Raw genomic sequence first — 18262 nt, forward strand, 5'->3', positions numbered from 1 at the left:
TCAGCGGCGCGAGAGCAGGACGGCCACCTCGTGATGCCGGGTCTGGGGGAACATGTCGAACATCCGCGCCCGCCGCACCCGGTATGCCGGCATCCGGGCCAGGTCCTCGGCCAGCGTGGCCGACGCGCAGCTGGAGTAGACGACGTGGGGTATGCCGGAGGAGTCCAGCCAGCGGGACAGCGTCTCGCCGAGCCCTCGCCGGGGCGGGTTCACCACCACCAGGTCGGGCCGGTCCTGCGGGGGCGCGGCCAGGGCATGGTCGGTCGCGTCGGCGGCGACGAAGCGCAGTCCCGCGGCGGTGTCTGCGCCCAGGTCGGCACGGCTGCACCGGGCGCCGCGGACGGCCTCCGCGGACACCTCGACCCCGGTGACAGCTCGACCGGGCGCGGCCACGTGGACGGCGAAGCCCCCGACCCCGCAGTAGAGGTCCCAGACGGCGCTCGGGGCGAGGTCGGCCACCCACGCCGCGACCTGGCCGTAGAGCGCGGTGGCGACGGCGGTGTTGGTCTGGAAGAAGCTCCGGGTGCCGAGGTGGAGGATGACCTCGCCGACCCGCATGGGCAGGGTCGCCTCGTCGGTGAGCAGCTCCTCCTCAGGGCCCTCGAGCACCGCAGCATGCGCCGGCTGCAGGTTGATGCTGGCCACCCGGAGGCGAGGCAGGTCGGCGCGGGCGCGCACGGCGTCGACCAGCCCGGTCACCCGCCGCCGCTGGCCGGGGGAGCGCAGGACCACCCGCGCCATGAGCTCGCCGTCGGGGGAGTGGGTCAGCAGGACGTGCTTCAGCTCGCCCTGGCGGGTCGGCACGTCGTAGGGGGTCAGCCCGGCGTCGGCGAGCAGGGCGGGCAGGGACTCCACCACGGTGGCCAGGCCGGGTTCGTAGAGGCCGCACCCCCGCAGGTCGATGCCGTGGCCGGCGGCGTCGAGGATGCCCACGGTGGGGGCGGCCTTGCTCCCGCCGATCACGAGCTTGGCCTTGTTGCGGAAGTGGGACTCGCGGCTGGGCACCGCCTCCGCCCACGCCTGCCCGGCGACGTGCGCCGACAGGGTCGCGGCCACGGACGCCTGCTTCTCGGCGAGCTGGGCGGCGTACGGCTGCCCCATGAGGGTGCAGGACTGGCACGCTCCCGCGTCGAAGTAGTCGCACCGCACCGCGACAGCCTAGCGAGCGCCTAGGGGCGACCCCCGGTGCGCAGGCTGTCGACGGACCACCGTCCCGCCCCGGTGAAGGTCAACGGGAGGACGAGGGCCACGAGCAGCAGGACGGTCGCGCCGGTGAGGGAGCCGTCCTCGGCGAGCGGCCGGTAGCCCTCGGCCAGGAACACCCCGAGCGTCCACACCGCCGCGAGCAGCGCGGTGAGGAGGAAGGCGGACGGGCGGGTGAACAGTCCCAGGAGGAGCAGGACGGGCAGCCCCACGGCGGCGAGCATGAGCACCCAGGCGAAGAAGTCCGGGGCCTGGGAGCCGAGCAGGGTCTCGTCGACCCGGGCCGTGAACCGGGGCATGTCGGCCGCCGCGTGGAGTCCCTGCGGGACCAGCAGGAGAGAGCCGGCGCGCAGGAGCAGCAGGCCGAAGTCGAGCGACGCGCCCGTGCGCCTCCACCGGACCGGTGACGGCATACCCCTCGTCCCACAGGTCGCCGACCTCGCGGTGGTAGTCGGAACCGTCGTTGGGCCTGTCGCCGTGCTCGGGATCGGCGCTCTGGGTCATCGCCCCACTGTCCCAGGAAGGCGGCGCCTCGACCCGGGACCCGGCGGCGTGTCCGCGAGGTGGGTCAGGACCGGTTCAGCTCCTCCCGCAGCGCGGCGGCGTCCGCGGCGAGGTCCTCCTGGTCCCGCGGCCCCTTGCGGCCGAGGTCGAAGTCCCCCGGGTCGGAGGTGGGGAAGACGTGGACGTGCGCGTGCGGGACCTCGAAGCCCTGGACGATGACGCCGACCCTGTCGGCGCCGTAGACGCGCTGCTGGGCACGGCCGATGGTCGCGCAGACGTCCATCAGGTGGGCCAGGGTCTCCTGCGGCAGGTCCACCCAGTGGTCGACCTCCTGCCGCGGGACGACCAGGACGTGACCGGGGGTCAGCGGCTCGATGTCGAGGAAGGCGGCGCACACCTCGTCGCCCCACACGACGTGGCCGGGGATGTCGCCCTCGATGATCTTGGTGAAGATGGTCGCCATGCACCGAGCGTAGTGAGCCTCCGGGCGCCTTGCACTGGTAGCGCACCGGTGGTGTGCCTCAGGTGGCCGAGGTCGCGCGACCCGCGCGAGGCACAGCGGCCGGCTGAGCCTGTCGAGCTCGGTCGACCTCGACGCCGCCCAGGGCCTCGGAGGTCGGCGGGAGCGGGTGCGGCGGCGTGCCTGGCGGACCGTGCTCGGCGGGGTTGCCACACTGGGCGCCATGGCGGACCTGACCGAGCCCTGCCCCAACTGCGGCACCCTGATGCGCTGGGAGACCTCGCACGAGCGGTGCGACGGCTGCGGGTGGATCAGGCCCTGCTGCGAGGGCGCCCCGTGCCCGGGGTAGGCCGCGCGCAGGCCCTGGCCGCCGCCCTGGCGACCTGGTTCGTGCTCGTCCTGCTCCTGGGCGCCGTCGGCTTCAGCGTCGGGGTCGCCCTCGCGGCGGCCTGCGAGGGCGGCCTGGAGTGCCTGAACCACCTCTTCGGCGGAGCCCTCGTCGGGGCGCTCGCGGGAGCCCTGGTCGCGGCCGTCCTCGCCCGGCGGTGGATGCGCTGGTGGTGGCTGCCGACGACCCTGGTGCTGCTCGTGCCGGGCGCGATGCTCGCCGAGGTCGACGACACGCTCTCGATCGTGCTGGTCCTGCTCGCGCCCGTCGTGGCCGGACTCACCGCGGTGCGGCCGGGCGAGCGGGACGAGGACACGGGGGAGCGGCAGCCCGGCTGGTGGCCGGGCCTGGTCGCCCTGGGCGTGGCGGCCGCTCTCGCCCTGGGCACGTGGTTCGTCCTGGAGCGGCAGGACCGGCGGGCGGCGATCGCCGAGGTCGAGGCGGTCGAGGCGCTCGGTGTCGAGCTCGTGGCGCCGGTCGACCGCGACGATCTGCGCATACCGACGATGACGGCGCTCTCCGGGGACGACGTGAGGTACACCCTGGCACGCGGGGAGCACCCGGAGGTGTCCTACCTCGACGTGGCACTGCGTCCGGAGGGTGGCGACTGCGCCTCGCTCACCGAGCATCGTCCCTGCGAGCGGCTCGGCGACGGCCTCAGTGTCTACCGGAATCCCGAGAATGACCACTGGGTCGTCTACGTCGACCTCGGCGAGAGCCATGCACGCCTCAGCGACGGCACCGGCACCGGCCGTGCGCCGGGCTGGACCGAGGACGAGGCGGTGCAGCTGGCGCTCGAGCTGGAGCCGGTCGACGCCGCCTGGCTGGTCGACGCGGAGGAGCGATGACGTCGGGACGGGAACCCAGAACAGTCAGGCGACGTCTCGCCGACCGGGTGGCCGGGGAGCGACTCTGTGACGGCGACTTTACATAATGTCGCTTATCGGCGTTATACGCCGACCGGGCCAGTCGGGAGTGACCCACGGTCGCCCCTCACGGACCTGGGCAAGCCTGTGCACCAGATGCAGCGTCGAGAACGGCGCTTCGCGTGCACATCCTTGCCCAGGTGCCGGAATCCTCGTCCGGTGCACACCCGTCCTCAGGCGCCCGGAGGCTGGTCCGGGTCCGCCGGGCCGTCGACGTTGACGGTGGGCGCGCCGGAGCCGCAGCGCACGATGACCGCTCGTGAGGGTTGGTCGCCAGGGTTCGACTCGCGGTGGACCGCCCCGGCGGGCACCCGGACGAAGTCGCCGGGCCCGGCCTCGACCACCTCGGCGCCACCGGGTCCGGACTCCAGCCGGAACGTCCCCGAGACGATGTAGAGCGTCGTCTCGTGCTCGCCGTGGTGGTGCCACCCGGTGACCGCACCGGGCTCGGTGTCCACCGTGCCGGTCCACATCCCGTCGCCGTGCTCGGCCCGCCGTCGGCTCATGCCCGGCGTCGGGTCCGCCGCCACCAGCGACCCGTCCCCGATGAGGCGGCAGGGGGTCGCCGCGCTGCGATCCTGCGTCATACCTCATTCGACCGCAGGCGTCGTCCTGCTGTCCACTCCCCCGTGCCGCGGATCGACCGCCGACCGGGCACGCGGACCCCCGGGCACGGCCGGTATACCTTGTGCTCCGAGGAACGAGCGAGAGGGCGGGACGGATGCCGTAGGAGCAGGACGACGGCGTGGAGCGCAACCTGTTCTGGCGCGCTGTCCACCGGGTGGACACCTCGCGCCCGGTCCGTGCCTTCGTCCGCTACCTGCTCGTCCGGGGCAACCTGTCCGCGGGCGGGGTGACGATCTCGGCGCTGGTCTCCCTGGTCGCCCTCGTGACCATCCTCACCAACGGCTTCCGGGCCACCCTCGGCCGGCAGCCCGAGCTCTTCGACCGGGTGATCCAGGCGATCAACACCGCCTTCCCGGGCCTGGTCGACGACGGCAGCAACGACGGCATCATCGACCCCGACCGGCTGGTTCTGGAGCAGTCGCTCACGCTGGCGACGATCATCTCGATCCCGGTGCTGCTGTGGACCGCGACCAACGTCATGACCGGGCTGCGCAACAGCGTGCGGTCGATGTTCGGCCTGACCGGCGCGCCGTTGCGCCCGGTGCGCGGCAAGGGCTGGGACGCCCTCGGGGTGGTCCTGCTCAGCCTGGCGGTGCTGCTGTCCTCGCTGCTGCTCAGCGGCTCGACCGGGCTGGCCCGCTCGGTCATCGAGGAGCTCGACATCAGCGGCGGCGCCAGCGTGCTCCTCATCCGGATCGCCGCCGTGACGGCGGCCTTCGTCGTCGACGCCGTCGTCTTCTACCTCCTCTTCCGGGTCGCGGCCAAGGTGCGGATGCCGTGGCGCGACGCCCTCAAGGGAGCGCTGCTCGGCGCGACCGGCTGGGGGCTGCTGCGTCTCGCCGGCACCCAGGTCATTGGCGGCTGGGACAACCCGCTCTTCGCCTCCTTCGCCGTGCTGGCGACGCTCATCGTGTGGATCAACCTCGGCTTGCGCTGGGTGCTGTTCACCGCAGCCTGGACGGCCAACCCGCCGCACACCAACCTCCCCGTCGTCCCCACCGAGGTGCACGCCAAGGAGACCCCCAACTACGTGACCCAGAGCGCCCCGCACACCCTCGGCTGGCCGCACCACGAGGTCACCGGCACCCTCATCCCCCACAACGGCGTTGTCGGCCACAACGACACGGCCGCGGAGCCCAGCGACACTCCCCTGCGCGACTCGTAGGCTCCGGTCATGGACGCCGCGACCTACAGCATCTACGCGGTGCTGCTGCTGATCGAGTACGGCCTGAAGATCTGGGCCACCGGCGCCGTCCCGGAGAACCGCCGCCCGGCCGCGTCGTCTGCGTGGCTGCTGTTCATCCTCTTCGTGCCCGTGCTGGGTTTCCCGCTCTACTTCCTCATCGGCAGCAAGTACGTCTCCGGGCGGCGGCACGACATCCAGCGGCAGGCCAACCAGCTGCTGGCCGACCACGCCGACACCCTGCCCGACCTGCCGCAGGTGCAGCCCGAGCCGGACCTGGAGTCGATCCTGGGCATGAACCGGCGACTGACCGGCCTGTCCTGCGTCAGCGGCGCCTGCGAGGGGGTATACCCGGACACCGGTGACTTCTTCGCGGCGATCGCGGAGGCCGTCGACGGCGCGCGGGACTTCGTACACGTCGAGTTCTACATCGTGTCCTGGGACGGGAGCACCGACGTCGTCTTCCAGGCCCTGGAGCGGGCCGCCGCCCGGGGCGTCGAGGTCCGGCTGCTGCTGGACCACCTCGGCTCCCGCAAGTACCCGGGCCGCAGGGAGCTGCGCCGGCGGATGAGCGAGGCCGGCATCGACTGGCACCTCATGATGCCGCTCGAACCGCTGCTGGGGCAGTGGCGTCGGCCGGACCTGCGCAACCACCGCAAGCTCGTGGTCGTCGACGGCGAGACCGCCTTCGTCGGCTCGCACAACCTCATCGACCCGGCCTACGGGAGCGCGAAGAACGCCAGGATCGGCCGCGCCTGGAGCGACGTCTCCGTCGAGGTCAGCGGCGACGTCGTGCTCCAGGTGTCCGCCGTCTTCGTGACCGACTGGTTCACCGAGACCGACGAGGACCTGGACCGGGAGCGATTCTTCCCCGACCAGCCCGACCTCGTCCCGGGTGGCGCGGCGCACGCGATGCAGCTCGTGCCCTCGGGGCCCGGCTTCCCCACCGAGCCCAACTGGCGGCTCTCTTCCGATCCTTCGCGCTGACCTACGAGATCATGCTGCTCGCCTTCGGGGGCCGACCTGGTCCGGGAGCTGCAGACCAACGACGTGGCCTACCGCGCGGCCTCCCGGCAGCTCACGCCGGAGGAGTGGATGGCGCGGCCCTGGCACCAGCGCCACGTCGACAACGTCTGCCGCCTCACCGCCGCGCTGATGTGAGCCGGTGCAGGCGGACGCCCTCCCGCCTGCACCGGCGGCGGGCGCGGCCTACGGTGGGCAGATGCATACCCTCCGCGACGGCACCCCGGTCCCCCACGTCGGCTTCGGCACCTATCCCCTGCGTGGCGAGGAGGGGATCGAGGCGATGCTCTCGGCGCTCGAGGTGGGCTACCGCTACCTCGACACGGCGGTCAACTACGAGAACGAGCCGGAGGTGGGTGAGGCGCTGCGCCGCAGCGGTCTGCCCCGCGAGGACGTGCTCGTGGCGACGAAGATCCCCGGCCGGGCGCACCGGCGCGACGCGGCGATCACCAGCGTGGAGGAGTCGCTGGAGCGGCTGGGCCTGGAGCAGGTCGACGTCGCCCTCGTCCACTGGCCCAACCCCTCGCAGGGCCACTACGTCGAGGCCGTCGAGGCCCTGATCGAGTGCCGCGACCGGGGCCTGGTGCGGTATGTCGGCACCAGCAACTACACCGAGTCCCACCTGCGCGAGGTGCTGGCGGCGACCGGCGAGGCGCCGGTCCTCAACCAGGTCGAGTGCCACCCGCTCTTCCCGCAGCAGGAGATGCTCCGCGTCCACGAGGAGCTGGGCGTGCTCACCCAGGCCTGGAGCCCGCTCGGCAAGCAAGAGGCGCAGTACGACGCCGCGCCGGTGACCGAGGCCGCCGAGCGGGCCGGGGTCTCTCCCGCCCAGGTCATCCTGCGCTGGCACCTGGACCGGGGCGTCATGCCGCTGCCGAAGTCCGGGACGAGGAGCCGCCAGGAGTCCAACCTGGACGTCCTGGGCTTCGAGCTCGTGCCGGAAGAGGTCGAGGCCATCACGGCGCTCGGTCGCCCGGACGGCCGCCTCTTCGACGGCGACCCGGAGACGCACGAGGAGATGTAACGCCCGTCCACAGGGTCGGCCCGGGCCTCCCGCCGTCCACAGATCTCGGCGGTCCTCTCCCCCGCCGCCGTGCCGCGGCCCAGGGTGGTGGCATGGCGACGACGACGGCGGCACCGGCCAACGAGGTGCACCTCGCGGGGAGAGTCAGCGGTGAGCCGACCGAGCGTGAGCTGCCCAGCGGTGACGTGCTGGTGCAGCTGCGCGTGGTGGTCCCGCGACCGGCAGCACGCGGCCGCAGCGCCGCGGGGTCCCGGCAGCGCGTGGACACGATCGATGTGACCTGCTGGAGTGCCCGCTCGCGCCGGGCGGCGCTGCGGCTGGCCGACGGCGCGGGGGTCGAGGTCACCGGCGCGCTGCGTCGGCGCTTCTTCCGGACCGGCGCCGGCGCCGCGTCGCGGTACGACGTCGAGGCCACCTCGGTCCGCGAGGTGTCGCTGGAGTGACCCGTGTCGGGCGGGCCGGCCTGAGCGCGTCGGGACCGTCGCCGACCCGGCGTCAGCAGAGCCGGCGCAGCCCGGGCACCCGCCGCAGCAGCAGCACCAGCAGCCAGACCCGGTCGCGCAGGAAGTCGCCGGAGCCCCGGAAGCGGGCCGGGTCGAGCGCGAGCGCCCCGGACAGCATGACGAAGACCGGCACCACCCACAGCAGCGGCAGGTCGAGCGCCCGTGCGACCCACCCGTCGACCGCGCCCACCCCCGGTGGGTCCTGGGTCGCGGGCAGCCGCCGCCCGCCCCACGTAGCCTGGGCACCATGTCAGCCGAACACCTGCCCGCCCGGACCCACGAGGCCGGGCCCTCCCGTCTGGTGGCCTACGACCACGGGGCGCACCTGGCCACCTGGGAGCTGGCCGGGGCGCCGGTCGTGTGGTGCAGCGAGGAGGCCGTCCTCGACGGCAGCAAGGCGATCCGCGGCGGCGTCCCGGTGTGCTTCCCCTGGTTCGCCGACGGGCCCGCCGGGGACCTGTCCCCCGCCCACGGTGTCCTGCGCACCGCCACCTGGCACCTCGACACCGCGACCGGCGACGAGGTCTGGGCCTGGACGATCACGGACCAGGACGTCGTGGGGAGCCCCGGCGCCGAGCACGTCGCCGGTCCGTTCCGGGTGAGGTATGCCGTCGCGCTCGGGCAGGAGGACGACGCGCCCGCCCTCGACCTGCGCCTCACGGTGCACAACCCTGGCGCGGCGCCGCTCCCGGTGGAGGTCGCGCTCCACACCTATCTCGGTGTCGCCGACGCGACGACGGCCACGGTGCACGGCCTTTCCGGCGCGGAGGCCCTCGACAAGGTCACCGGGCGTCGCGGCCGGGTCGAGGGCGCCGTCGGGTTCGAGGGCGAGACCGACCTCGTCGTCGACTCCCCCGGCTCGCCGGCGGTCGAGGTCCGGGACGGCACCCGCGCGCTGCGCGTGCGCTCGCACGGAGCCACGCAGACCGTCGTGTGGAACCCCGGGGCGGAGAAGGCCGCCGCCATGAGCGACCTCGGCACGCAGGAGTGGCGCGAGTTCGTCTGCGTCGAGACCGCCGCCACCGCGGGCCTGGGCCTGACCCTCGACCCGGGCGCGACGCATACCCTGGGGTGCACGATCGCCGTCCACCCCGCGAGCTGACCCGGAGGCCCGAGCGCATGCAGGAGAACGCCACCGGCGACGACGCCCCGTCGCTCGACGAGGGGCACGGCCTGGCGGGCGACGAGACGCCCCCGGGCGAGGTGCCGCCCGCCGATCCTGCCCGCCGCGACGAGGACGCCAGCGCGGGGTCCTCTCCGACCGAGCCGGAGGCGGCCCGACCGGAGGTCGACCGCGGCGCGCTGATCCTGCAGGGCCTGCGGGGTGCCGCGGCCTGGTCCTGGCGGTTCCTGCTCGTCGTCGCGGCCGTCGTCGTCATCCTCTACGCCCTCGGGCGCGTGTGGGTGGGCGTGCTGCCCATCATCCTGGCCCTCATCGTCAGCTCGGTCCTCTGGCCGCCCGTGCGCTGGCTCCGCCGGCACCGGTGGCCGGGCGGCCTCGCGGCGGCGGCGGTGCTCCTCGCGGCGCTGGGGATCTTCAGCGGCATCATCGCCGCGATCGCCCCCGGCATCACCGGACAGGTGCGCCAGGTGGCCACCAACGCCGCGACCGGCGCCGACCTGGTGCTCACCTGGCTGTCCGGGCCACCGGTCAACCTGCAGAGCGACCAGCTCGACACCTACGTCGCCCGGGCCGCGGACTGGCTGCAGTCACGGGCCAGCGTGCTGGCCGAGGGCGCGCTGTCCACCCTCACGGCGGTCGGCTCGATCATGGTCACGACGATCCTCGTCCTGGTGCTCACCTTCTTCTTCCTCAAGGACGGGCACGCCTTCCTGCCCTGGCTGCGCAAGACGGTGGGTCGCAGCGCCGGGCTCTACCTGACTGAGGGGCTGGCCCGGGTCTGGGTGACCCTCGGCGGGTTCCTGCGCGCCCAGGCCGTGGTGGCTGCGGTGGACGCCCTCTTCATCTGGTGCTCTTCGGTGTGCCGCTGGCCTTCGCCCTGGCGGTCATCACCTTCTTCCTGTCCTTCATCCCCATCGTGGGCGCCTTCGTGGCCGGGGGCCTGGCCGTCCTGGTCGCCCTGGTGTCCAACGGCTGGGTCACCGCGCTGTGGGTCGTCCTCATCGTCATCGCCGTGCAGCAGGCGGAGAGCACCCTCGTGGCGCCGATGATGCACAGCAGGGTCATGTCGATGCACCCGGTGATCGTGTTGCTCGGGGTGGCGGCCGGCGGGACCCTGTGGGGTGTCCTCGGCGCCTTCCTGGCGGTCCCGGTCCTGGCCAGCGTGCTGACGCTGGTGCGCTTCGGCAGCGAGCACCTCGACCTGCGCACCGGTCAGCTGCACGCCGACGACCTGCGCAACGTGACGCCCCAGGGGCGCCAGGCCGCCGCGCTGGCCGAGAGTGCGGCACCCCTCTTCGCGCTCCGCGCCCGGCAGGCATACCTGCAGGCGGAGGACGAGCGCGGCGCGGCCCAGGTGGCCATGCTCGGTCGCACCGGCGAGCTCGCCGCGTCGCTGCGGGACCGCATCCTGTCCCCCATCCTGCGCCGCGACCGGGACCGGCACGCCGCCGACGACCAGGAGATGCGGCCCCCGACCTGACGCAGGACACCCCCGGCCCGAGGGGCCAGGGGTGTCGTGCGTGCGGCGGGCCACTCAGGGCCCGCGGTGGGTCACCGAGAGGAGTCCTTCCAGGCGTCCTTGACGTTCTCGCCCGCCTGCTTGACGTCGGCGCTCGTCTGGTCGGCCTTGCCCTCGGTCTCCATCCGCTCGTTGTCGGTGGCGTCGCCGAAGGCCTCCTTGGCCTTGCCCGAGGCCTCCTCGGCCTTGTTCGAGATCTTGTCGCCGATTCCCATACCGGCTCCTTTCGTCGTGGTCAACGACCTCAGCCTCGTCCCGGGTATGCCCGACCGCAAGCCGAAGAGGCACGTCGCGCCTCCCCCACGCCGGGGCCCGGGTCGCTAGCGTGTGCGCCATGACCTCTCCCCCGGTGCCGCGGGCCGACCCGGCGGCCGAGCGCACCCGGGCCCACCAACGGGCGTTCGGGTGGTACGACTGGGCCAACTCGGCCTACGTCACCACCACCGGCACGGTGCTCATCGCCCCCTACCTGACCGCGCTGGCGCGGGCCGACGCCTGCCCCGACCTCGCGGAGGGGCAGCGGTGCGAGCAGATGCTGTCCGTGCTCGGGATCCCGGTGGCCGTCGGGGCCGTGGCGCCCTACACCATCACCGTCGCGACCCTCGTCTCCGCCGTGGTCCTGCTCTTCGTCGGGGCGATCGCCGACCGCCACCCACGCCCGACCCGGCTGCTCGGCGGGCTCGCCTGGGTCGGCGCGGCCGCGGCCGCGTCCATGTTCTTCCTGCAGGGGAGCAACTGGCAGCTCGGCGTGCTGCTCATCGTCGTGGCGAACCTCTGCCTGGGCGCCTCGACCGTCGTCTACGACGCGCTGCTCGTCCGCGTCGCCGCGCCGGACGACCGCGACCGCGTCTCCTCCCGGGCCTGGGCCCTGGGCTACCTCGGTGGCGGCATCCTGCTCGCCCTCAACCTCGGTCTCATGCAGGCGCACGAGGCGCTGGGGATCTCCTACACCATGGCCGTGCGTCTCAACCTGCTCTCGGCCGGGCTGTGGTGGGGGTTGTTCACCCTCATCCCGGTGATCGGCCTGCGCCGCATCCGCGGCACCACCGCCGCCCCGGTGGAGCGCTCCGCGGGCGTCCTGGGCGGCACGCTCACCCAGCTCCGGGACACCTTCGGGGACCTGCGGGGCTACCCGCACACGCTGCTGTTCCTGCTCGCCTACCTGTTCTTCAACGACGGCATCCAGACCGTCATCTCCTCGGCCAGTCTCTACGGCAGCGAGGCGCTGGGCTTCGACACCAGCCAGCTCATCATCACCATCCTGCTGGTGCAGTTCGTCGCCTTCGGGGGAGCCTCGTGTTCGGCGCGATCGCCTCGCGCCTGGGCGCCAAGCGCACCGTCCTCGGCGGGCTGGTGATGTGGACGTTGGTCGTTGCCTTCGCCTACTTCGTGCCGACCGGTGCCTTCACGATCTGGCTGGTCTGCGCTGTCTTCATCGGCACGGTCATGGGCGGGACCCAGGCGTTGTCCCGGTCGCTCTACTCCCAGCTCGTGCCGGCCGGCAAGGAGTCGGAGTACTTCAGCTTCTACCAGGCGATGGAGCGCGGGACGAGCTGGTTCGGCACCCTCGCCTTCGGCCTGACCTACCAGCTCACCGGCTCCTACCGGCCGGCGATCCTGGTGACCATCGCCTTCTTCGTGCTCGGCGGCCTCGTCCTCACCCGGGTGAACATGCGGCGCGGCATCGAGATGGCCGGCAACGAGCAGCCACGCATCGTCTAGATCGGGCCTTTCGCCCGCCCCCCGGGACGACGAACGGGGCGCGGCACGCTCCTCGCGTGCCACGCCCCGTCCGGTCAGTCGTCCTGGTGCGACGAGCGGTGGGCCTCAGGCCGTGCGCTTGCGCCGCGGCTTCTCCCCGCGCATCTCGCGCAGCAGCCCGAGGCGCTCCTCGAGCAGCTCCTCCAGCTCGGGGATGGAGCGGCGCTCCAGCAGCATGTCCCAGTGGGTGCGCTGCGGCTTGGTCGCCTTGAGCTCCGGCTCCGGGCCGTTCTCGAGCTTGGCGTCCAGCCCGCACCGGCACTCCCAGATCGGGGGGATCTCGGCCTCGACGGAGAACGGCAGCTCGCTGACGTGCCCGTCCGGGCAGACGTAGCGGCTGATCTCACGGTCGCTGAAGGAGACGCCCTCGTCGCTCTCGAAGGACAGCCAGCTCAGGTTGGTGCCGCGAAGGGACCTCTCTGCCATGTGTGTTCCACTCCCATCGTGTCGTGATCGACACGCGTGCTCGGTCGGTCTGCTCTGGCCGGGGCGGCCCGGCAGGCGCGCGGTGTCTAGGCGTGTCAACGCCTTCTGCTCGCCCTGTGTTCCCCACAACGCGCGCTCGCGCTCCGGTATACGGTGCGGCGTCGCCGTGCGGCCCGACTGATCAGTGTAGCGCCGAAGCGGTCGACGGGGCCAGTCGGTGAACCGTCACCGATCGATCTGCGGGGGGCGCTCCCCCCGCCAGGGCGGCGGCTGCTCGTCGACGATCTCGCCGTCGATGACGGTGCCCGAGCCCGGTGCCCGCCGCGCCCGGCCGGGCCCCCCGGTCGGCGTTCCCCCGACGGTCGCCAGGGCCCGGCTGGCGACGAGGGCCTGCAGCAGCCGGCGCGCCAGCGGCCGGGTGAACGGCAGGATGAGGATGAGGGCGAGGATGTCGCTGACGAATCCGGGCAGGAGCAGCAGGAACCCGCCCACGGTCAGCAGGATCGCATCGGTCACCTGGTCGGCGGGCATCCGTCCCGAGCTCAGCGCCTGCTGCAGCTCCCGGTAGGTCCGGCCGCTCTCCCGGCGCGCCAGCCAGGTGCCTGCCACCGCGACCAGGATGATCAGCCCGAGGGTCCACCACAGGCCGATCGCGCGGCCCACCATGACGAGCACGGCGATCTCGATCACCGGGAGCAGCACGAGCGCCAGCAGGACCCAGCGCAGCACGGGTCGGCGTCGAGCCTGCGGTCGTCCGGACATCGCGCTCACGTGGCCTCCTCCAGGTGGTGCCATCGAGAACGGTCGCGGCGGGCCAGGTGTTCCCGGACCTGGCGGGCACGGCGCTCCCAGGCCCAGCCGCCGACCCTCACCACCGCCTCACGCACGATGGCGTCGGTCATCTTGGAGGCTCCCTCCACGCGCTCGACGAAGGCGATCGGCACCTCACGCACCTCGAGGCCCGCGTCGACGGCGCGCAGGGTGAGGTCGACCTGGAAGCAGTAGCCCTGCGAGGCCACTGGTGTCGCGAGCAAGGACGTGAGCCGGGGCAGGCGGTAGACGCGGAAACCGGCGGTGGCGTCCCGCACGGGGATGCCGAGGGACAGCCGCACGTAGGTGTTGGCGCCGACCGACAGCCCCCTGCGGTGCAGCGGCCAGCGGTGGACCGAGCCGCCGGGCACCCAGCGGGACCCGATCACGAGGTCGGCTCCCCCGTCGTCCTGGGCGGCTGCGAGGAGCGCGGGGAGCTGCTCGGGCTGGTGCGAGCCGTCGGCGTCCATCTCGACGACCGCGTCGTAGCCGCGCCCCGCAGCCCAGTCGAAGCCCGCGAGGTAGGCCGGTCCCAGGCCCTCCTTCGCCCGGCGGTGGAGCACGTGGATCTGCGGGTCCGTGGCGGCCAGGTCCTCCGCGAGGGCACCGGTGCCGTCCGGGCTGGCGTCGTCGATGACGAGCACCTCAGCGAGGGGTACGGCGGACCGCAGCCGGGCCACGACACCGGGGAGGGAGGCGCGCTCCTGGTAGGTCGGGATGCAGACGCAGACACGGCGCAGCGGGCCACGGGAGGTCACCGGGGCAGCCTAGTCAGCCGACCGCCGCCGGACCACCAGGCCGAGCAGGGCGGCGACCACGACGAGTGCCGCTGCCGGGACCACCCAGGGGCCGGTCGTCAGGGCCGGCGTCGGTGTCGAGCGCAGCGGCAGCTCACCCTCGAGCAGGGCCTGGCTGAACAGCGTCGTCTCCTCCTCGACCCAGCCGTCGGGGTCGATCAGCCCCGAGATGCCGACGTTGCTGATGTGGACCACCGAGCGGCCGTACTCGACCGCCCGCACCCGGGAGGTCGCGATGTGCTGAGCAGCCTCGTCACCCTCCCCGAACCAGGCGTTGCTGGTGGGCACCACGAGCAGCTCGGCTCCCCCGGCGACGGCGTCGCGGACCGCGGCGTCCACGACGACCTCGAAGCAGATCCCCAGACCCAGGCGCACCTGACGTCCGTCGGGCAGCGCGACGTCCATGACCCCGGGCTCGGTGCCGGGCTCCCAGTCGGGGATCCGGTCGACCCACTCCGACAGGTGCCGCATCACCGGGCGCAGCGGCATCCGCTCCCCGAAGGGCGCGAGGTAGATCTTCTGGTAGGTGTCGTCCACGCCCTGCCCCGGTTGCAGCTCGAGGACCATGTTGCGCGGGGCATCACCGGTGCCGTAGCTCGTCGCGCCCAGGACGACCGGTGCGTCGAGGGCCTCGACGCCCGGCATCATGCGGGCGACCGCCTCCGCGCCGCCGTCCGGGGCAAAGGGGTCCAGGTCGCTGGCTCCCTCGGGCCACAGGACCAGGTCCGGTGCCGGTGCGGCACCGTCGGCCACGTCGGTGGCGAGCCCCTCGGTCATGCTCGTGTAACGCTGGAGCATCGTGCCGCGCTCGGCGCTCAGCGTCCGGGTGAAGTCCGGTGGCAGGTCCCCCTGGACAGCGGCGACCTGCACCGGCTCGCCGCCGGTCGGCCGGGGCAGCGGCGCGGCCGCGCGAGGACCAGACCCGTGGCGAGCAGGGCCAGCCCCAGCGCGCGAGCGCGCCGTGGCTGTGGACGGTGGGCCAGGTGCTGCAGCGCGAGCGCCAGGAGTCCGCCGACGAGCGCCACGACGAACCCCAGGCCCGCCACCGACAACAGCGCCGCGACCCCGAGCATTGGGCTGTCGGCCTGGCTGAAGCCCAGCCTCGCCCACGGGAAGCCGCCGAAGGGGGTGACCGACCGGGCATACTCCATGAGCACCCAGGCGGCCGCCCCGACGACCGGGCGCACGCGACCACCACGCTGGAGCAGCGCCAGGAGCCCGCCCAGGGCGGCGGGATAGAGCGCGGAGGCCACGCTCATCGCGATCCAGGGCGCGGCACCGGCGTAGGTGCTGGCCCACACGAACATCGGGGTGTACCACGTCAGGCCGAGCAGCAGCCCCGCGACGAGCCCCACCCGGATGCCGGCGCCCGCGGTGGCGAGGGCGAGGACCGCGCAGCCGACGACCGCGAGCGGCCAGATGTCGTGGCTGGGGAAGGCGAGGTAGAGCGCACCTCCCCCGAGCGCTGCGAGCAGGAGTCGGAGAGGCCAGCGCACGCATCCAGCGTACGGCCGGGTCCGGACATGGCCGGACCCCGGCACCTTTGGGGCCGGTCCGTGCGCGGCTGGCGGCCCGCATGGTCCCGTTGTCTACTCGGTGCTCGGGGTCCTGGCTCCCCCGTCGGGCGCCATCACGCCCCAGGGACGCGTTCGAACGTAAAGGTCTGCCGGTGCTCTGTCAACACACCGCTGACCTGCGACGATGTGCAACAGAGCAGGTCAGCCACCGGGTCGCACGGCTGGACAGGGAGCCGACTTTCACGCCGCCTCGGCGTGTCGGCGAACGACACGCCGACGGGGCGCGGTGGGCAGGGTGGGCAGCGTCCAGTGAGCCGGATCTCGCCGCGCTCACACGCAGATCATCCGGTCACAAAGCGATACCACAAGAAACTATCCTGCAAACACGTGCATCCACCGGAAATGATCCGTAGCATGCTCGGTATGAGCGCACAGATCGAGCAGCCCTACGTCTACCGACGCCGCGAGCTGGTGGAACCCGACTGGACCCGCTTCCCCGGGTGGAAGGACGTCACCGCCGAGCAGTGGGCCGACGTGCAGTGGCAGCGGGTCAACTGCGTGAAGAACATCGGCCAGCTACGCACCGTGATGGGCGACCTGCTGACCGACGACTTCTACGCCGACCTGGAGCAGGACCAGACGCAGCGGGCCACGATGTCGATGCTGCTGCCGCCGCAGATGCTCAACACCATGGTCAGCGAGATCACCTGGGCCGACGGGCGGATGCCTGCTGCCGGGACCGAGTTCACCCAGGCCTTCCTCGCCGACCCGGTGCGCCGCTACATGCTCCCGGTCTTCTCCGACCGGCGCACCGACTGGTCGAGCCATCCCTACGCCACGCGCGACAGCCTGCACGAGCACGACATGTGGGTCGCCGAGGGGCTCACCCACCGCTACCCCACTAAGGTGCTGGCGGAGATGCTGCCGACCTGCCCGCAGTACTGCGGGCACTGCACCCGGATGGACCTCGTCGGCAACTCCACCCCCACGGTCACCAAGCTCAAGCTCGCGGGCAAGCCGGTGGACCGGCACACCGCGATCCTGGACTACCTGCGCGCCACCCCCGGCGTGCGCGACGTGGTGGTCTCCGGCGGCGACGTCGCCAACATGCCCTGGAAGAACCTCGAGGCCTGGCTGGACCAGCTGCTCGAGATCGAGAACATCCGGGACGTGCGCCTGGCCACCAAGGCCCTCATGGGTATGCCGCAGCACTGGCTCGCGCCGGACACCGTCGAGGGCGTGTCCCGCGTCGCCGGGAAGGCCCGCGAGCGCGGGGTCGGCCTGGCGATCCACACCCACATCAACGCCGCGCAGTCCGTCACCCCGCTCGTCGCCGAGGCGAGCAGGGCGATGCTCGACGCCGGCATCCGCGACGTCCGCAACCAGGGGGTGCTGATGCGCGGGGTCAACGACACCTCCGCGCAGCTGCTCGACCTCTGCTTCGCGATGGCGGACGAGGCCATGATCACGCCCTACTACTTCTACATGTGCGACATGATCCCGTTCAGCGAGCACTGGCGGGTCTCGCTCGCCCACGCCCAGCACCTGCAGCACTCGTTGCTCGGCTACCTGCCCGGCTTCGCGACCCCGCGCATCGTGTGCGACGTGCCCTTCGTGGGCAAGCGCTGGGTGCACCAGGTCGACACCTACGACACCGAGCGCGGTATCTCCTCCTGGCGCAAGAACTACCGCACCTCGATCGAGGGCGAGGACGTCGACGTCACGAGCGCGGAGTACGTCTACTACGACCCGATCGACACCCTGCCCGTCAGCGGGCAGGACTGGTGGCGGCAGCAGGCGGCGGAGGTGCACGGGACCGACGAGGCCGGTCAGCAGGAGAAGGCCGTCGCCGCGGCCGCGGCCTCCCGCCAGGCCTCGGTCGACCAGCTCGTCTGAGCACCCGCCCTACCCTGAAGGGATGGCGCGGACGAGGAGCTCGGGCGGGACCCCGGCGACGGTGGCCCTGGACCGGGCGGGCATCAGGTATGCGGTCCGTGCCTACGAGCACGACCCCGCGGCGGCGTCCTACGGGACCGAGGCGGCGAAGGCCCTCGGGGTGGCGCAGGCCAGGGTGTTCAAGACGTTGCTCGTGCAGGGTGAGCGCGAGCTCGCCGTGGGCATCGTCCCGGTGGACGGACAGCTCGATCTCAAGGCGATGGCGGCCGCCCTCGGGCTCAAGCGGGTCGCCATGGCGGACGTCGCCACCGCGGAGCGGGTCACCGGATACGTGGTCGGAGGGATCAGCCCGATCGGGCAGAAGCGGTCCCTCGAAACGGTGCTGGACGAGTCCGCGCAGCAGCACGATACGATCCTCGTGAGCGGAGGACGCCGCGGTCTGGACCTGGAGCTGGCACCCGCGGACCTCCTCGCCGTGACCCGCGGGACCATCGCCGGCATCGCGCGACGGTCGTAGGCCACCACACGCGACGCCCGGTGGGGTCGGGGGCAACCACAGGCGACGCCCGGTG

At 72.8% G+C, this 18262-nt stretch carries 19 protein-coding genes and 2 pseudogenes; 10 read left to right on the forward strand and 11 right to left on the reverse strand.

Annotation, left to right across the window (positions count from 1 at the left end):
- From FU792_RS07770 to FU792_RS07780, 3 genes are all read right to left on the reverse strand, one after another.
- Entirely contained in the window at window positions 1-1149 is a 1149-nt protein-coding gene (locus tag FU792_RS07770) for a methyltransferase domain-containing protein (RefSeq protein ID WP_022923934.1), read from the reverse strand.
- A 20-nt stretch (window positions 1150-1169) separates the two neighbouring features.
- A complete protein-coding gene (locus FU792_RS07775; RefSeq protein ID WP_149814676.1) occupies window positions 1170-1616 on the reverse strand; it encodes a DoxX family membrane protein in 447 nt (148 codons plus the stop codon).
- A gap of 155 nt (window positions 1617-1771) precedes the next feature.
- Window positions 1772-2170 (reverse strand): HIT family protein, encoded by a 399-nt coding sequence (locus FU792_RS07780; RefSeq protein WP_022923936.1) that lies wholly within the window; start codon window positions 2168-2170, stop codon window positions 1772-1774.
- 303 nt (window positions 2171-2473) lie between these two features.
- Between FU792_RS07780 and FU792_RS07785 the strand changes: the two genes are divergently transcribed.
- Window positions 2474-3403 carry a hypothetical protein gene (locus FU792_RS07785; RefSeq protein ID WP_149814677.1) on the forward strand — a complete coding sequence of 310 codons (930 nt, stop codon included), beginning with the start codon at window positions 2474-2476 and terminating at the stop codon, window positions 3401-3403.
- A 251-nt stretch (window positions 3404-3654) separates the two neighbouring features.
- On the opposite strand, the gene FU792_RS07790 is transcribed toward FU792_RS07785, so the two are convergent.
- Window positions 3655-4068: a cupin domain-containing protein gene (locus FU792_RS07790; RefSeq protein WP_022923938.1), complete on the reverse strand. Its 414-nt coding sequence runs from the start codon at window positions 4066-4068 to the stop codon at window positions 3655-3657.
- 158 nt (window positions 4069-4226) lie between these two features.
- Between FU792_RS07790 and FU792_RS07795 the strand changes: the two genes are divergently transcribed.
- The 4 genes from FU792_RS07795 (at window position 4227) to FU792_RS07810 (ending at window position 7781) form a co-directional block, all read left to right on the forward strand.
- Window positions 4227-5273 carry a YihY/virulence factor BrkB family protein gene (locus tag FU792_RS07795; protein WP_149814678.1) on the forward strand — a complete coding sequence of 349 codons (1047 nt, stop codon included), beginning with the start codon at window positions 4227-4229 and terminating at the stop codon, window positions 5271-5273.
- Between the two features lie 9 nt (window positions 5274-5282).
- Window positions 5283-6278 carry a phospholipase D-like domain-containing protein gene (locus FU792_RS07800; RefSeq protein ID WP_052327733.1) on the forward strand — a complete coding sequence of 332 codons (996 nt, stop codon included), beginning with the start codon at window positions 5283-5285 and terminating at the stop codon, window positions 6276-6278.
- A gap of 235 nt (window positions 6279-6513) precedes the next feature.
- Entirely contained in the window at window positions 6514-7338 is an 825-nt protein-coding gene (locus tag FU792_RS07805; protein ID WP_028130813.1) for an aldo/keto reductase, read from the forward strand.
- A gap of 92 nt (window positions 7339-7430) precedes the next feature.
- The gene (locus tag FU792_RS07810) at window positions 7431-7781 is read left to right on the forward strand and encodes a single-stranded DNA-binding protein (protein WP_022923941.1); all 351 of its coding nucleotides are present in this window, start codon (window positions 7431-7433) and stop codon (window positions 7779-7781) included.
- A 52-nt stretch (window positions 7782-7833) separates the two neighbouring features.
- Here the strand turns inward: FU792_RS07810 and FU792_RS07815 are convergent, their stop codons facing one another.
- Complete coding sequence (locus FU792_RS07815) at window positions 7834-8031, reverse strand: hypothetical protein (RefSeq protein ID WP_022923942.1); 198 nt, start codon at window positions 8029-8031, stop codon at window positions 7834-7836.
- 57 nt (window positions 8032-8088) lie between these two features.
- Here FU792_RS07815 and FU792_RS07820 point away from each other — a divergent pair, with 57 nt between their 5' ends.
- A complete protein-coding gene (locus FU792_RS07820) occupies window positions 8089-8943 on the forward strand; it encodes a D-hexose-6-phosphate mutarotase (RefSeq protein ID WP_084485051.1) in 855 nt (284 codons plus the stop codon).
- 17 nt (window positions 8944-8960) lie between these two features.
- A pseudogene (locus FU792_RS07825) lies at window positions 8961-10444 on the forward strand (AI-2E family transporter).
- Between the two features lie 71 nt (window positions 10445-10515).
- On the opposite strand, the gene FU792_RS07835 reads toward FU792_RS07825, so the two are convergent.
- Window positions 10516-10698, reverse strand: a complete 183-nt coding sequence (locus tag FU792_RS07835) for a CsbD family protein (protein WP_022923944.1) — start codon at window positions 10696-10698, stop codon at window positions 10516-10518.
- Window positions 10699-10817: 119 nt separating this feature from the next.
- On the opposite strand from FU792_RS07835, the pseudogene FU792_RS07840 reads away from it, so the two are divergent.
- Window positions 10818-12205 (forward strand): annotated as a pseudogene (locus FU792_RS07840) (MFS transporter).
- Between the two features lie 105 nt (window positions 12206-12310).
- On the opposite strand, the gene FU792_RS07845 reads toward FU792_RS07840, so the two are convergent.
- From FU792_RS07845 to FU792_RS17895, 5 genes are all read right to left on the reverse strand, one after another.
- Window positions 12311-12670 (reverse strand): RNA polymerase-binding protein RbpA, encoded by a 360-nt coding sequence (locus FU792_RS07845; RefSeq protein ID WP_022923946.1) that lies wholly within the window; start codon window positions 12668-12670, stop codon window positions 12311-12313.
- A gap of 225 nt (window positions 12671-12895) precedes the next feature.
- Entirely contained in the window at window positions 12896-13432 is a 537-nt protein-coding gene (locus FU792_RS07850; RefSeq protein WP_028130814.1) for an FxsA family protein, read from the reverse strand.
- Window positions 13433-13437: 5 nt separating this feature from the next.
- On the reverse strand, window positions 13438-14238 hold the full coding sequence (locus FU792_RS07855) for a polyprenol monophosphomannose synthase (RefSeq protein WP_022923948.1): 801 nt from the start codon (window positions 14236-14238) through the stop codon (window positions 13438-13440).
- A 9-nt stretch (window positions 14239-14247) separates the two neighbouring features.
- Window positions 14248-15147 (reverse strand): apolipoprotein N-acyltransferase, encoded by a 900-nt coding sequence (gene lnt / locus FU792_RS17890; RefSeq protein ID WP_238706077.1) that lies wholly within the window; start codon window positions 15145-15147, stop codon window positions 14248-14250.
- The gene (locus FU792_RS17895) at window positions 15093-15773 is read right to left on the reverse strand and encodes a hypothetical protein (protein ID WP_238706078.1); all 681 of its coding nucleotides are present in this window, start codon (window positions 15771-15773) and stop codon (window positions 15093-15095) included. Before FU792_RS17895 ends, lnt begins: the two co-directional genes overlap by 55 nt.
- 444 nt (window positions 15774-16217) lie before the next feature.
- Here FU792_RS17895 and FU792_RS07865 point away from each other — a divergent pair, with 444 nt between their 5' ends.
- Window positions 16218-17690, forward strand: coding sequence for a KamA family radical SAM protein (locus FU792_RS07865; protein ID WP_022923950.1), 1473 nt, complete (start codon window positions 16218-16220; stop codon window positions 17688-17690).
- Window positions 17691-17712: 22 nt separating this feature from the next.
- Entirely contained in the window at window positions 17713-18207 is a 495-nt protein-coding gene (gene ybaK / locus FU792_RS07870) for a Cys-tRNA(Pro) deacylase (protein WP_022923951.1), read from the forward strand.
- Window positions 18208-18262 lie beyond the last annotated feature (55 nt).

Source organism: Serinicoccus marinus DSM 15273, from assembly GCF_008386315.1.
Classification (GTDB): Bacteria; Actinomycetota; Actinomycetes; order Actinomycetales; family Dermatophilaceae; genus Ornithinicoccus; species Ornithinicoccus marinus.